Source organism: Segatella copri (assembly GCF_009495355.1).
GTDB lineage: Bacteria > Bacteroidota > Bacteroidia > Bacteroidales > Bacteroidaceae > Prevotella.
Map to the genome: position 1 here is coordinate 1 of NZ_VZAD01000092.1, position 15,946 is coordinate 15,946.

The 15,946-nt window shown below is 45.1% G+C and carries 12 protein-coding genes; 7 read left to right on the top strand and 5 right to left on the bottom strand.

Going from position 1 to position 15,946, the window contains the following annotated elements; genetic code table 11:
* The coding region (locus tag F7D20_RS12145) for a hypothetical protein (protein WP_158464276.1) at window positions 1–276 on the bottom strand (276 nt) is incomplete at its 3' end.
* A 1,383-nt stretch (window positions 277–1,659) separates the two neighbouring features.
* Here F7D20_RS12145 and F7D20_RS12150 point away from each other — a divergent pair.
* Window positions 1,660–2,388, top strand: a complete 729-nt coding sequence (locus F7D20_RS12150) for a glycosyltransferase (protein ID WP_158464277.1) — start codon at window positions 1,660–1,662, stop codon at window positions 2,386–2,388.
* A 223-nt stretch (window positions 2,389–2,611) separates the two neighbouring features.
* Here the strand turns inward: F7D20_RS12150 and F7D20_RS12155 are convergent, their stop codons facing one another.
* From F7D20_RS12155 to F7D20_RS12170, 4 genes are all read right to left on the bottom strand, one after another.
* On the bottom strand, window positions 2,612–3,172 hold the full coding sequence (locus tag F7D20_RS12155) for an NADH peroxidase (RefSeq protein ID WP_022251592.1): 561 nt from the start codon (window positions 3,170–3,172) through the stop codon (window positions 2,612–2,614).
* 34 nt (window positions 3,173–3,206) lie between these two features.
* Window positions 3,207–3,665, bottom strand: coding sequence for a Fur family transcriptional regulator (locus F7D20_RS12160; RefSeq protein ID WP_158464278.1), 459 nt, complete (start codon window positions 3,663–3,665; stop codon window positions 3,207–3,209).
* A gap of 244 nt (window positions 3,666–3,909) precedes the next feature.
* Window positions 3,910–4,509 (bottom strand): LolA-like putative outer membrane lipoprotein chaperone, encoded by a 600-nt coding sequence (locus tag F7D20_RS12165; protein ID WP_158464279.1) that lies wholly within the window; start codon window positions 4,507–4,509, stop codon window positions 3,910–3,912.
* 115 nt (window positions 4,510–4,624) lie between these two features.
* Window positions 4,625–7,168, bottom strand: coding sequence for an FtsK/SpoIIIE family DNA translocase (locus tag F7D20_RS12170; protein WP_022251589.1), 2,544 nt, complete (start codon window positions 7,166–7,168; stop codon window positions 4,625–4,627).
* Window positions 7,169–7,277: 109 nt separating this feature from the next.
* Between F7D20_RS12170 and F7D20_RS12175 the strand changes: the two genes are divergently transcribed.
* The 6 genes from F7D20_RS12175 (at window position 7,278) to F7D20_RS12200 (ending at window position 15,935) form a co-directional block, all read left to right on the top strand.
* Window positions 7,278–7,973 carry a 3'-5' exonuclease gene (locus tag F7D20_RS12175; protein ID WP_022251588.1) on the top strand — a complete coding sequence of 232 codons (696 nt, stop codon included), beginning with the start codon at window positions 7,278–7,280 and terminating at the stop codon, window positions 7,971–7,973.
* A 203-nt stretch (window positions 7,974–8,176) separates the two neighbouring features.
* Complete coding sequence (locus tag F7D20_RS12180) at window positions 8,177–9,358, top strand: class I SAM-dependent rRNA methyltransferase (protein ID WP_158464280.1); 1,182 nt, start codon at window positions 8,177–8,179, stop codon at window positions 9,356–9,358.
* A gap of 11 nt (window positions 9,359–9,369) precedes the next feature.
* The gene (locus F7D20_RS12185; RefSeq protein ID WP_158464281.1) at window positions 9,370–10,290 is read left to right on the top strand and encodes an ABC transporter substrate-binding protein; all 921 of its coding nucleotides are present in this window, start codon (window positions 9,370–9,372) and stop codon (window positions 10,288–10,290) included.
* Between the two features lie 12 nt (window positions 10,291–10,302).
* Window positions 10,303–12,450, top strand: a complete 2,148-nt coding sequence (locus F7D20_RS12190) for a tetratricopeptide repeat protein (RefSeq protein ID WP_158464282.1) — start codon at window positions 10,303–10,305, stop codon at window positions 12,448–12,450.
* Window positions 12,451–12,551: 101 nt separating this feature from the next.
* Complete coding sequence (gene dnaB, locus F7D20_RS12195) at window positions 12,552–14,090, top strand: replicative DNA helicase (RefSeq protein ID WP_158464283.1); 1,539 nt, start codon at window positions 12,552–12,554, stop codon at window positions 14,088–14,090.
* 342 nt (window positions 14,091–14,432) lie between these two features.
* Window positions 14,433–15,935 (top strand): 2-isopropylmalate synthase, encoded by a 1,503-nt coding sequence (locus F7D20_RS12200; RefSeq protein WP_022251582.1) that lies wholly within the window; start codon window positions 14,433–14,435, stop codon window positions 15,933–15,935.
* The last annotated feature ends 11 nt before the right edge of the window (window positions 15,936–15,946 follow it).

Consider the following 15,946-nt stretch of genomic DNA (forward strand, 5'->3'; position numbering starts at 1 on the left):
AAAATTACCTGTCAAAACTTTTGGAGGCGAACGCATTTTGATGCGTCCGCCCTGACCAGACAAAGAGGAATTTTGTCCTGTTGATGGGCACAAAGTGAAACTCCCATAGTAAACAATAGATTTTGTCGGTGTATGGTTTTTTGCGAAATCTATCATCTTTGACTGTGCCATCATTTTAGCATATGCACCATTCAAAAATCCTTGTGAAGGTTCTTTTGCAACTAATGACATGCTTGTAACAAAAGCCATTAGCATAACTAATAATATTTTTTTCATGAACAACAATAAAAAAGGCGTGCAACCGTTCGTAGCTTGCGCCTTTAGGTTACCGCCAAGTGACCTGCACAATACAAGCATAGAACAGTCCACGCCTATGAGCGTGAACTTTCATACTGCTTGTTCTCATTGTGCGAATATTGGCGGTATTCAAAGGCGAGAACAAGAGCTAAAAGCTCAATATCTTAAAAGTATAGAACGGAAACGCTAAGTTAAAGAATCTTGAGGTGAAACCTCGTTTAAAGTCTCATTGAGGGTTGATGTGCATCTGAACATCATGTCCCTGGCGTTTCAGTCTTGTGTAATGTCTGTTTCTTAATTAAAATTTAAAAGTTTGACAATATTGTTATTTGCAATTAAACAATAGACTTTTGTCTGTTCTTTATATATTGCCTTGCAAAAATAACAAAATTCTGTGATGTTAAAGAACTTTTTTGGAGAAATCTATGAAAAATAGGCGAAAAAATAGATGTTGAAAATGAAAAATGGTTGTAGCGCCCTTTTATAATGCTTTTTTATCATCTTTTTAATTTCAGATGTCCTTCAAAAAAGTAGTCCTTCGTCGGTAAAGTAAGTACTGTCTATAGATGTGGTACATTGCTTGAGTTTCCTGTTCGTATCAACAGGAATGATGATGTGGTAAAAAATAGAGAGCTTTATGCAATTTAGATTTATACGAGCCTAAAAAGTATCCATGGGACTACGATAACGTGAAGTACTTTATTCGGTATCTTCTCTTTTGCGTGCGTTCTTTATATCAATTATAGCATCCGCTAATTAGGTTGTATAGTATCTGCTAATTAGGTTGTGGAGGTGAGAACCTTTTTGGCTCACCTATTTTTTCTTTCAAGTATATCTTATTTTATCCATACACGTTCCTCCGTTATAAAAAACATAGTTTTCTGGCTCAAATTTACTTTTTTTCATGTAATCACCAAACTTTGTGCAATGAAACGTTCTCCGTCTCATTTGTTTTTTGTATTTTTGCAAACGATAAAGAGTGAAGACTTTACGACTCCGCTCCATCATAACATCATGTCGAACAATTAAAATAAAAACAAAACAAGAAAAATCAACAGCATAGACATATAATTTATTGAGATACATAGCGTTTACTATATTCGGAATACTCTCGAAATTTGGCGATTAAAAGATGTATATACCGTAGATTAAGTGAACGCCTGCGCTATAGCGTAGGCGGATCTTATCGGTATATACGGGCCACGCCAAATGCCTGAGAGTATGATAAGTGAAGCTTACGCTTCTTTTTTATCATATTCTTAGGTATTTTTAGTCTTGTGGCTCGTTGTCCCGAATCAAGTTCTACGCTTATCGTTTTATAGCAACCTTTTATTTTTTTTCTATATGTTAGTCTCTATATGTATGGCTACCTATAATGGTGCCAAATATATTAAGGAGCAGATGGACTCCATCTTGAGTCAGATGTTTAAGGAGAATGATAATGTAGAGTTGGAGATAATAGTCTCTGATGATGGTTCTACTGATGACACAATATCAATCCTTGAATCTTATCATGATTCACGTATCAAGATTTTCCATCATAAAAATTATTCCAAGTATAAGTATTTTAAAGCTAATCGATTAGCATCCTCTAATTTTGAGAATGCCATTACCAAAGCTACTGGCGACTATCTGTTTCTGGCAGACCAAGATGATGTATGGCTTCCCTCAAAAATAGACAAGTCTTTGTCTGTGTTACGTAAATATGGTGGTTTAGTAGCTACTGCTTTTTATTTTGGGGATGAGAAATTGAAGATTGGGCAAAAACTGATATATGAACACCGTATCCCTTTCTTTGCTCCAAAAGGTATGGGTATTTATGGCTTCTGCATGGGATTTTCTAAGGATGAGCTAAAATACTATTTGCCAATTCCTTCCCATGTGGCAGGACACGATAAGTACTTTCAGTATAGTGCAATATGGCGCAAAAAGCTTCATCTCATTGATGAACCATGCGCCATCCATCGTTGGTCAGGTGTGCATAATGCCACGAGTTTTGGTAAAAACAATGTCAGACCACCTTTGTTGGTTCAAGTCTATTTCAGATTGGTGACTTATGCCTCTGTAATATTTCGTTCTTTGATGAGATAAAATGATTGCTTACATACAATCGTTGCCATCGGCATCTTTGAATACAGTTCTCAGCGAAGCATCAAGCCTGATTCTTTACATAACAATGTAGAAGAACAAAAGTAGGCTGGCACTTTGTTGCAGATAAAATTATTTGTAGCCAAGACAAAAAAAGAGAACCCTTTGCAAAGAAAGGATTCTCTTGTATGTTGTCGTGATGAGAATGGTCTCATCTCGGCTTTCTTTACTTGAAGTATCTCTTGTAGAGACCTGCAAATCCTGCAGCGTGGCGAGCCTCGTCTTTTGCCATCTCGTGAACGGTGTCGTGGATAGCATCAGAACCCTGCTCCTTAGCCAGCTTGGCGATACGGAACTTGTCCTCGCATGCACCCTTCTCGGCAGCAATACGTGCCTCGAGGTTGCTCTTTGTGTCGCCCAAAACCTCGCCGAGCAACTCGGCAAAGCGTGAAGCATGATCGGCCTCCTCGTAAGCATAGCGCTTGTAAGCCTCTGCTATTTCAGGATAGCCCTCACGGTCAGCCTGACGTGCCATGGCCAAGTACATACCTACCTCGCCACATTCACCGTTGAAGTGGTCTTTCAAACCCTTGATAACATCTTCGTTAACGCTGTCCTTGTAGGCCTGGCCCAACACGTGAACAGTAGCAAATGTCATATCGTCGTCAACAGCATCCTCCATCTCCTTGAACTTGCTGGCAGGAGCCTTGCAGATAGGACACTTCTCTGGAGCCTCAGTACCTTCGTAGATATAACCACAAACAGTACAAATAAATTTTTTCTTCATAATGCTTTGTATTTTAATTGTTGTATAATTGTTGTTAATTAATTCTTGCTTCTTGATTTTGCAAAGCGGTCTGTTCCATTTCGTCAATACAGTCGGAGCAGATGCCCTTATAGTAGAGTTGCTGTTCCTGCACGAGGTTGCCGTCGATACAAATCTCGTGTTGCAACTGTGGTGCGTCTTCATCCATCAGGTCGATGACTCGTCCGCATTTCTTGCAGAAAAAGTGCACGTGACTTTTCGGATTTCCATCGTAGCACACGCGGTGTTCGTCGATGGTGATCATCTGTGCCGCTCCTTTTTCGCTCAGCATGCGTAGGGTGTTGTAAACTGTAGTCCTGCTCAAGGTAGGAATCTGCTTGTACAGTCCTTGGTAAACATCCTCTACCGTGGGGTGGATGGGATGATTAATGAGCCAGTCCATGATAGCCAACCTTTGTTTGGATGGGCGTATACCCGTTTCCTGTAGTCTATTGTATGCCTCTTGCTCTGTCATTCGCTTTGTTTTTATTTGTTTACGATGCAAAGATAGGCATTTTATTTGTAACTACAAAATAAATTTGGAGAAATTACAAATATTTTTTGTAATTTCTCCAAATTCCTTACATTTCACCTTTATTTACTGAGTTTTCTTGCATTTACATCTTATACAACTTTCTTAAATGGGGAAGCTATAGATGTGAAACACCTTATTATATATAGGTAGGAAAGTGCTTGCTTCGAAGTTCCTTTTAGGGTTATTATCTGAGGTCGATGACTTCAGCCGAAGGGAACTCCTTGGCGTTGAAGGCAAACGAACTGTTAGGTATGCTGCGTGCCTTGAAGTTGCTCACCTTGATGGTGCTCCATGTTTTGCCCTGTCTCATTTTGACTTGCGAGGGAACGTAGGTTTTCTGATTGATGGTGATGTAGAGTTCGGCAACTGACCGTTTCTGGTTTTGTGCTGTCAGATGAACCTGATAGTTGTTGCCGCTTTTCTTCATGTTCATTTTATATCCTGTCTTATATATATTAATAAAGGTATAGGGGTTCATTGCCATCTGTTGAGCCTGGGTTGGGGTAGAGATGTTTACCTCGTTGGTCTTCTTCAGATATGACCATTGAGTCTTTCCGTTGAACCATACGATAGCTTGTGGCGTACGGGCATTGAATTTGTTTCCTTTGATGGCAATAGTGCCGCTGCTTGAACCTATTTTCGCATTTGATATGGTGAAGTTGGCGCTTGCACCGCTCTTGTTGCCTATCACTTTGGCTGTTCTGTCGAGTACCTGTTGGGCGCTCTGGGCAAATGCACTTAGCCCTATCAGGGCCATGAGTGCGATAAGAATCGTTTTCTTCATGTTTTTAGTGTGTTAACTCTATTAATCCTGATTTTATAGGAAGGATATTTCCGATAGACCAAAGAAAGTGACATTCCTTCTTGTCTATTGGCAATATCCTCCATTTTTTTTTGAATTACTGTCCACGGAGTGCAGCCAGCAGGTTGTTGAGTTGGTTCTCATCCTGTACGAGCACCTCTCTTGGCTTGCTGCCCTGTGCTGCTCCTACAATGCCGGCAGCCTCAAGCTGGTCCATGAGTCGTCCGGCACGGTTGTAACCGATAGAGAATCGACGTTGTATCATACTTGTACTTCCCTGTTGCGATAGGACAATGGCATGGGCAGCTTCCTCGAAGAATGCGTCGAGATTACGTGTATCCACGTTTCCTGCTCCTGTGGCATTGTCATCGTTGGCTGGTTCTGGCAGTTCCATAGGTTCGATAGGACCAGGCTGTTCGCAGATATACTCGTTGATGCGCTCGATTTCGGGTGTGTCAACAAAGGCACATTGTACACGTACAGGCTCCTGTCCTCCCTGATAGAGCATGTCGCCTCGTCCTATCAGCTGGTTGGCACCAGTACGGTCGAGGATGGTCTTGGAGTCGATGGCGGCTGTAACCTTGAATGCGATACGGCCTGGGAAGTTGGCCTTGATATTACCCGTGATGATGCTTGTGGTAGGACGCTGAGTGGCTATCACCATGTGTATACCTACGGCACGTGCCAGCTGGGCGATACGTGCTATAGGCAGCTCGACCTCCTTGCCTGCGGTCATGATAAGGTCGCCAAACTCATCGATAATAACTACGATGTAAGGCATGTACTCATGTCCGTCGGTAAGACGCAGTTTGTGGTTGATATATTTCTGGTTGTACTCCTTGATGTTTCTGGCTCCTGCCTTCTTCAGCAAGTCGTATCGGCTGTCCATGAGCACACACAGGCTGTTGAGTGTGCGAACCACCTTGGTAACATCGGTAATGATAGGCTCTTCCTCATCGGGCAAGGCTGCCATAAACTTGTTGGTGATGCGTGAGTAAACGCTGAACTCTACCTTCTTAGGGTCGATAAGCACAAACTTCAGTTCGTTGGGGTGCTTCTTATATAATAAGGAGGTGATGATGGCATTCAGACCTACAGACTTACCCTGACCGGTAGCACCGGCAACGAGCAGGTGAGGAATCTTTGCCAGGTCGACCATGAACACCTCGTTGGTAATGGTCTTACCCAGAGCGATAGGCAGTTCCATCTTTGTTTCCTGGAACTTTCTGGAGTTGAGGATACTCTCCATGCTCACAATGTTAGGCTTGGCGTTAGGCACCTCGATACCTATGGTTCCCTTGCCAGGGATAGGAGCAATGATACGTATTCCCAAGGCTGCAAGACTCAAGGCGATGTCGTCCTCGAGATTCTTGATTTTAGAGATGCGAACACCTTCGGCAGGCTGTATCTCATAGAGTGTGATGGTAGGACCCACCGTAGCTCGTATGGTACGTATGGTAACACCAAAGTTGCCCAACACCTCGATGATGCGGTTTTTGTTGGCTATCTGTTCTGCCTCGTCGATATAGTTGCCATTGTCCTCATACTTCTTGAGCAGGCTCAGGGTGGGGTACTTGTACTTGGTGAAAGGCTCCTTGGGGTTGATGGGCGTATTGAGATGCTCCACATTGCTTACCACTGTTCCGTGTGCCTTTTCGTCGGCGGCAGCTATGGATATATCCATATCGATATTTCCTCCAGCTACCATGTTGGCATCCTTTGCCTCCTGTTCAGCCTTCTGGGCACGAAGCTCACGCTGTTTCTCCAGCAGCGACTTTTCTTCTATAGGGTTTTCGGCCTGCGTGTTCTCGTCTTTCTTGAGGCCTTCTTCTGGGTTCACGTCGAGGTCGATCACCTGTGCAGGTTCTGGGTCTTTGAACTCCTCAAGCACGGTGCTTGGCAGGTCTTCATCTTCCTCCTCTACAGGTTCGGTCTGATTGTCCTCAGCCTCGTCGGTAACAGGTTCCTCTTCATCTTTTTTGTGATTGGTGATTTCGAAAGACACCCTCTTGGATATGAATCCAATAGGGTTGAGAGCCTTTCTGATGACCGTGATGGTCTCGGTAGTAAGATAGGTGAGGAATGCCACGGCAACGATGAGCAGGATGGCTGTGAGTCCCGGAGGTCCCATGATGTCCTCGAGCCGCTGTACGACGAATAGTCCATGTTTACCGCCAGGATTGAAGATGAGGTCACCCATAAGTGGTGTGAGGAGCTTGGAAAAAGTTACCGAGCTCCAGAACATAACCACCATCATGCATAGAAACCATTTCAGCAAATTGATTTTATAGGCATGCATGAGTTGAAAGCCCACCAGCACGCAGAACAAAGGCAGCAGGAAGGCAGGGAAACCAAAGTTGACCGACATGAGCCAATAGGAGATGATGGCACCCCAGGAGCCGCAATAGTTCTGAAACTGTCGTCCGGTATTGATCCATTCTCCCTGTTGCAAATCTTCCAATATACTTTGGTCGGCTGCCCCCGTATTGAGAAACGACACCATAGCAATGATGACGTAAACAGATGCGAAGAAGAGAATTAATCCTAAAAAGAAGTCAGTTATAGTGTTGTTGAACAAATATTCCAAGCCTAAGGCCTCGCTGAAAGATTTGGCCTTGCGTTGCGTTTTTTTCTTTGCCATTTTTTATACAATTATTTATTTATCTGCAAAATTAGAGAAAATAAATGAGAAACTCGTCATTTTCTCGTCATTTTTTCTTAATTTTGCAATCGAAAGTAAGAAAAGATTAATGAAGATTCTATTTAAAAAGTTCGATAAGCGCGAAATTACTGGTCTTCCGAAAGTGTTGTTTCAGGGTCGTATCATAACGATTATCACCCCTGGCGAGACAGAGAAGGCTGTGGATTATCTGCTGAGCCAGAAGATATTAGGCTTTGATACAGAAACTCGTCCTTCATTCAAGAAGGGTCAAAGATATGAGGTGTCGTTGCTGCAAGTGAGTACGCACGACACCTGTTTCCTCTTTCGTCTGAACCTGACGGGCATCACGCCTGCCATCATACGATTGTTGGAGGATAAGAAAGTAGTCAAGGTGGGATTGTCCTGGCACGACGACCTGTTGCAGTTGCATCGCAGGGCAGAATTCAAGGCTGGCAATTTTGTGGAGTTGCAGGATGTGGCTGAAAAGTTTGGTATTGAGGACAAAAGTTTGCAGAAACTCTATGCCAACCTCTTTCATATGAAGATAAGCAAGGCGCAGCGCCTGAGCAATTGGGAGCAGACGATATTGCGAGATGCCCAGAAACTCTATGCGGCTACTGATGCCTGGACCTGCATCAAGATATATGAAGAGTTGCAGCGACTCTCGCGGGATGGGGATTATGAACTCGTGGAACCAGTGAAACTGGTGGAAGCGGAGAGTGAAGTAGTGAAGAGTAAAGAGGCAAAGAATGAAGAAGTGCCCCAATCTTCACCTATTATTTAAAACGTTGTAAAGTAATAAACTAAACTTTCGCAAATAGGGAAGTTAAAGGATTTAAAGAAGTTGGAGAAGTCTAAGCCATATGTTTTAGGCTGAGTATTCAACCCAAAAGGCTGTTGGCTGTAACTTCTAACGACCGAAGGGAGTGATAACTTTGTTTAATTACTATAACTTCTGAACTTGCTAATGTTCAATAAAAATAAAATATGTATAAACAGATATTTCTGAAGAGAGGAAAAGAAGAGTCGCTCAAGCGATTTCATCCCTGGATATTCTCAGGTGCCATTCATCACATGGACGAGGGCATCGAGGAAGGCGAGACGGTAAGAGTCATCACAGCCGCGGGCGAGTTTATAGCCGTAGGTCATTACCAGATAGGCTCTATCGCTGTACGTGTGCTTTCCTTCGAGGATATAGAGATCAATACCGACTTCTGGTGCGAGCGTCTGCAGTCTGCACTCGATGTTCGTATCGGTGTAGGTATAGCCGACAGTCCTACCAACAATACATATCGACTGGTGCATGGCGAGGGCGACTATCTGCCTGGACTGGTGATAGACTGCTATGGTTCTACAGCCGTGATGCAGGCGCACAGTGTGGGCATGCATGTCTGCCGCAACGAGATTTGCCAGGCCTTGGTGCAGGTGATGGGCGATCGTATTGCCAATGTATATTATAAGAGCGAGACAACTCTGCCTTATAAAGCTGACCTGCATCAAGAGAATGGGTTCCTCGTAGGTGGCGATGCCAGCAATGTGGCGATGGAGAACGGACTGAAGTTTCATATCGACTGGCTACGCGGACAGAAGACAGGTTTCTTTGTCGACCAGCGTGAGAACCGCTCGCTCTTGGAGCAGTATGCCAAGGGCAAGAGCGTGCTCAATATGTTCTGCTACACGGGTGGATTCTCTGTTTATGCCATGCGTGGCGATGCCAAGCAAGTACACTCGGTAGACAGCAGTGCCAAGGCCATAGAGTTGACCAACGATAATGTAGCGCTCAACTTTCCAGGTGATGCCCGACATGAGGCTTTCTGCGAAGATGCTTTCAAGTATCTTGACGAGCACGACCAGCAGTACGACCTCATCGTGCTCGACCCTCCAGCCTTTGCCAAGCACCGTGCAGCTCTGCGCAATGCCTTGAAGGGTTATACCCGTCTCAATGTGAAGGGCCTGCAGCGCATCAAGAAAGGAGGCATCCTCTTTACTTTCAGCTGTTCGCAGGTGGTCACAAAGGACAATTTCCGCAATGCTGTTTTTACGGCTGCAGCCCAGGTGGGCAGAAAGGTGAGAATCCTGCATCAGTTGCATCAGCCTGCCGACCATCCCATCAATATTTATCATCCAGAGGGTGAGTATCTGAAGGGACTCGTACTTTATGTGGAGTAAAATATTTTATAATGAATAAGAAAATATTTTTATTATTATTCGTTTGTTGTGCGGCGTTGGGGATAAGCAGTTGTGGCGATTCTCATGAGAAGCGTGCGCGTTTGAGCAAGGCAGAGAAGGCTCGGCTCGACAGCATCGACCGCGCCTCGTTCAAGGTGGGAGTGATGCCTACGCTCGACTGTCTGCCAGTGCTTGTGGCAAAGGATTTTCATCTCTTTGATACGTTGGGTGTGGATGTTCATCTGCGTCATTTCAATGCACAGATGGACTGCGATACTGCGTTGACCAACAAGCGAGTAGAAGGTTCGGTGACTGATTTGGTTAGGGCTGCACGTCTGCAGTCCAAGGGTACAAAACTTACCTTTCCTATCGCGACCTCTGCCTATTGGCAGATTATTTCCAACAAGCGTTCGCGTATCTCCGAACTCAAGCAGTTGTCTGACAAGATGATTGCCATCACCCGCTATTCTGCAACCGACTATCTTGCCACTCTTGCCATCGACAGCGTACATCCCAAATATGATGTCTATCGTGTGCAGATCAATGACGTGAACATACGACTCAAGATGTTGCTCAACAACGAGATGGATGCCGTGCTCCTTTCTGAGCCTCAGGCCACACGTGCTCGGCTTGAAGGTCATGTGAAGTTGATGGACAGCCGTGATAAGAACGTACGTCTGGGTGTGTTCGCTTTCCGTACAGAGGCCTTGAAGGAACCACGTCGCAAGCAGCAGTTGGATCTCTTTATCAAGGCTTATAATATGGCTGTTGACAGTATCAACAAGAACGGAGTGCAGCATTACAAGGATTTGATTATCAAGAATTGCGGTGTTGATGCCCGCACGGTTGATGCCTTGCCAAAGCTTCGTTATCAGCATGCCGGAAGTCCGCGTAAGCACGATCAGAACATAGCGAACTCTATTAAAAACTAAATAGCAGTAAAAATGTCAAGCGATTTACATTTGGTTCTACATCAGCAGGACAAGATCCAGCTCATGGAACATTTTAATGAATATGTATATCAGTTGAAGTCTGTTATTGATACTCAATTCAGCATGACAGACCTTAGGGCTGAGGTGGAAGACCTGTTGGACGACTATAACCGCATGTTGCATTTTTTCGCATGTGCCAGCAAAGACCCCAATGCACTCTCAGTCTTTTCCTCTCTTGTAGAACGGCTTTTAAAACTGGAGCACCATGTAGAGCTTGAAAGGGCAATTTCATCCAATCAGGTGTTCAAGGCTGCTGCCATCCGCATCAATGGTGCCGACCTGACGTCGATTCTTCAGAGGTTGGAACAGTCGGATGCTTCCTTCGAGGATTTTCGCAAGGCTTTCGATGCTGTTCTTGTAAGCCATCAGTGGAACAGTACTATTTCTCAATATGTAACCACTCTGTTGGTAGAGGAAAAGATTTCTCAGGTAGCAGCTTTGATGATAGAGAGCGCCATGATGTTGGCCTGTCTTGTGAGTTTCGATCTACAGAAGTCGGAAACGTTGCTTTCTGTCTATCAGCTTTCTGCCAGTGAGGTTATCCGCCAGCATGCCTTGATAGGTTTGGCTCTCTCTATGCCCTGGTCTTCCATCTATGCAGCCGACATGAAGGAGAAACTCTTGGACGGACAGCAGGTCGAACGGGTGAAGAAGGATTTGCAGTCGTTGCAGAAGCAGATTTTCCTGTGCCAGCAAACCTCTTCGGTTTCTGCCGACATCGACAAGAATATCATGCCCGATCTCATCAAGTTGAGCCACAATGGCTACAAGATGATGAAGAGCAACGTACTGGAGGACACCTCTGTCGAGGAGATAGTAGATTCCGAGATGGAAGACCGTCTTATGGACAAGTTGGACAAAACCATGGAGAAAATGCAGGTTAGGAGGGATGCAGGACTTGATGTCAACTATTCCACCTTCAGCAAGATGAAGAATTATGCCTTCTTTCATCGCTTCTCCAACTGGTTTGTGCCTTTCACGATTGACCATCCCGATATGAGCCAGTTGAAGAAAGCTCTTGGCGACAAAGCTGATTTTATGATTTCTATCGCAGGTTCAACTATGAGCGAAGGTGACAAGTACAGTCTTCTTTTCTCTTTGCAAGACGTTCTTGAGCGTATGCCTCAGTACAAGGATATGATTTTTCCGACATCTGTAAAACTTCCCAAGAGCGAAGATTTTGACTTCCTGCAAAATGATGCGGTGGCCTTACGTCGTAACTATCTGCAGGATCTTTACCGATTCTTCCAGTTGGCTCCTATGCGCAATGGCTTCCCCAATCCGTTTGTCAACGAAAGTAATTCTTGGATCGATCCTGCTTTCCTGAGCAGCGATGTCTTTACCGATTTTGATGATTTGGATGATGTGCATCTCAGCGTATGCCGATTCCTTGCCAAAAGCAAGAATTATGTAGAACTCAACCATTATTTGCGCAATTTCAGTTTAGATTCTGATGACGGAGTCGTCTTGAAGGCACTCTGTATGATGCATGTTAGGAAACGCTATGATATAGCAGTCTTTTTGCTGAAACCCATCTTTGATAAGAATCCGGGAAATGTGGCAGTAGGCAAGTTGTTGGTGAAATGCTATCTGCAGCAGGACAAGTACAAGGAGGCGCTTGATATCTTCGACGCCTTGAGCGATAAGTTGGGCGATAATCCTTCGCTCCTTCTTTCCAAGATTGACAGTCTGCGTTCCACATATCTTTACAGCGAGGCTCTGAAAGTGGCTTACGAGTTGGATTACAAATATCCCAACAACCGCATGTACATGCTACTGCTTGTTCGTGTATTGCTCGACAACAATGAAATAGAAAAGGCGGGAGAGGAACTCAACAAACTCGTCATGATGCTGCAAGAGGAGAAAGTGGATGATTATAACGAAGAACTCTTCTTGCTGGGTATCATAGAATGGTGCAGAGGACATCTCAAAGATGCGCAGGATAGCATGAGAGGCTATGCTCTGGTCAATAAGAATAACCGTAATAAAGTTTTCAGTCGCATTGCTGAGTTCAAGAGACTGCTTCTCGGACATAATGTGACGCAGGTGGAATATGCCATGATGCTGAATTTGATAGACAATCATTTTACAGCGAAATAAGTTTCTATAGGAGTAATGGGCTTTCCAAGAAGTTAAATTCTTCAGCCCTCAGAAGAAATGAGAAAACAATAGAACAAAAAGAAGAAAACAAGTAATCAAAAATGCCAACCAATAATAATAATGACAACAGCAGGCGCCGCAGTGGCGCCAAACCTCAGATAGACACCAAATATGCTCATCTTCAGCCGCAGGATATCGGGTTGGAGAGAGTGGTATTGGGCGCCCTGATGGTTGATTCGGATGCTTTCTCTATGGTTTCAGAGATGCTGAAGCCATCCACCTTCTATGAGCCTCGTCATCAGAAAATCTATGAGGCTATACAGAAGATGAATATGGAGGAGCGTCCTGTGGATATCATGACACTCGTCAACGAACTTACCAAGATGGGTGAGATTGACCGTGTGGGTGGAGCCGCCTATCTCATGGATATCTCCTCGCAGGTGGCATCGGCAGCCCATATCGAGTATCATGCCCGCATCCTGGCTCAGAAAGCTCTTCAGCGCCAGCTTATCCATTATGCCTCTGATATTGAGACACAGGCCTTCGACGAGAGTGTCGATGTAGACGAGTTGATGCAGCATGCTGAGGCAGAACTCTTCACGCTGTCGCAGAACAACATGAAGCAGGACTATACCCAGATTGACCCTGTCATCAAGGACGCTGTCGATATTCTGCAGCGTGCCGCCAAGAACTCGGGTGGACTCACCGGTATTCCTACAGGTTATACAGGTCTCGACGATATGACCAGTGGCTGGCAGCCTTCCGACCTTGTTATCATTGCCGGACGTCCTGCGATGGGTAAGACCTCTTTTGCCTTGAGTATTGCCAAGAATGTGGCTGTCGATTATCATATTCCTATCGGCTTCTTCTCTTTGGAAATGAATAATGTCCAGTTGGTGAATCGCTTGATAAGCAACGTGTGTGAAATCTCTGGACATAAGATTCTGAATGGACAGCTCGACAATACAGAGTGGGAGCGACTCGACCGCAAGTTGCGCGACCTTACTGGTGCGCCCATTTATGTCGATGATACACCAGGACTTTCAGTTTTCGAACTGCGAACCAAGGCACGCCGACTGGTAAGAGAAAAGGGTGTGAAGCTCCTTATGATAGACTATCTTCAGCTGATGAACGCCAACGGAATGAAGTTTGGTAGCCGTCAGGAAGAGGTTTCCACAATTTCCCGTTCGCTCAAGGGGCTTGCCAAGGAGCTCAACATTCCGGTACTCGCCCTGTCGCAGTTGTCGCGTAATGTGGAAAACCGTGAGGGACTCGAGGGCAAGCGTCCTCAGCTGAGCGACCTTCGTGAGTCGGGAGCCATCGAGCAGGATGCCGATATGGTGCTCTTCGTTCACCGTCCTGAGTATTATCACATCTTTGTCGACGAGAAGGGAAACGACCTTCATGGCATGGCTCAGATTATCATAGCCAAGCATCGTAAGGGTGCTACAGGCGATGTGCTGCTCAACTTCCGCGGCGAGTTTACCCGCTTCCAGGATCCTGTTGACGCAGGTTATACACCTGTCGACGAGGGTGGCGAGATCATAGGTTCTCGTATGAATAGCGGGTCAGGTCCTGCCGATGATCCTCTCTCTGCCGCTACCTCTTCTGATGGCTTCCCTGGTCCTCCTCCTTTTTGATGATTTTAGTAACATTCCAAACACGAAAAATAGCTAATAATAGAAAATTGTTACCTTTTTCGTGAAAAAACTTATAAATTGTTTGCTGGTATCGAATAAAAGCATTACCTTTGCAGTCGTAACAATAAAAAGAGAGAAAAATGGCAATACATACATTGAACATACTAAGCATTATTATTCGAATTCGACTGCAGCATGTGGGCGGAAGTGATAAGGTGTGTGTATAGTTCAAGTATAGGAAATAATAAAGCCTTTCTGCTTCCGTCGTATGGAGTAAGAAAGGCTTTTTGCTTATTTGCACATTATAATATATATCGAATAAAATAATAAAAGAACATAGATATGAGTGACAGATTATTTATTTTCGACACAACCCTTCGCGATGGCGAGCAGGTTCCAGGATGTCAGTTGAATACGGTTGAGAAGATTCAGGTGGCTAAAGCGCTGGAGCAGTTGGGCGTTGATGTCATTGAGGCGGGCTTCCCTATTTCAAGCCCGGGCGACTTCAATTCGGTGGTGGAGATTTCCAAGGCTGTTACATGGCCCACCATCTGTGCGCTGACACGTGCGGTGGAGAAGGATATTGACTGTGCGGCCGAGGCGCTTCAGTATGCCAAGCACAAAAGAATCCATACTGGCATTGGTACCAGTGACAGTCATATCAAATATAAGTTCAATTCCAACCGCGAAGAAATCATCGAGCGTGCTGTGGCTGCCGTGAAGTATGCCAAGAAATACGTAGAGGATGTGGAGTTCTATGCAGAGGATGCCGGACGTACGGATAATGAGTATCTGGCTCGTGTGGTTGAGGCTGTTATCAAGGCTGGTGCTACTGTAGTCAATATTCCTGATACTACAGGCTACTGTTTGCCTGATGAGTATGGTGCCAAGATCAAGTATCTGATGGATCATGTGGATGGTATTGAGAATGCACGAATTTCTACCCACTGTCACAACGACCTCGGTATGGCCACAGCCAACACACTGCAGGGTGTACTGAATGGTGCACGTCAGGTAGAGGTGACCATGAATGGTATTGGCGAGCGTGCCGGTAATACCTCGCTCGAAGAGATTGCTATGATTCTGAAGTGTCACAAACACCTCAACATTGACACCAACATCAATACGACCAAGATTGTTCCAATGTCCCGCATGGTGAGCAGTCTGATGAACATGCCTGTTCAGCCCAACAAGGCCATTGTGGGCCGCAATGCATTCGCTCACTCATCTGGTATCCATCAGGATGGCGTCTTGAAGAATGTGCAGACCTACGAGATTATCGATCCTAAGGATGTGGGTCTCGACGATAACGCTATCGTATTGACAGCCCGTTCGGGTCGTGCTGCTTTGAAGTATCGTCTCCACGTCAACGGTGTGAATATCGACGACGAGGAGAAGCTCGACAAGATATACAAGAAGTTCCTCCAGTTGGCTGATAAGAAAAAGGAAGTTACGGACGAGGATGTACTGATGCTCGCTGGTGCTGATGCTGCCGACAAGCATGGTGTTCAGCTCGACTGGTTGCAGGTAACCACTGGCAAGGGCGTGAAGAGCGTAGCCAGCATCGGTTTGAATATTGCTGGTCAGAAGTTTGAGGCTGCCTCTTCGGGCAATGGTCCTGTGGATGCTGCCATCCGTGCTCTGAAGAAGGTGATTACTAAGGAGATGAACCTCAAGGAGTTCACCATCCAGGCTATCGACAAGGGTTCCGACGATGTAGGAAAGGTTCATATGCAGGTGGAATACGATGGTCATGTATATTATGGCTTCGGTGCAGATACCGATATCGTGACAGCTTCTGTTGAGGCTTACATCGACTGTATCAACAAGTTCAAGGTAAGATAAAGTATAATTCA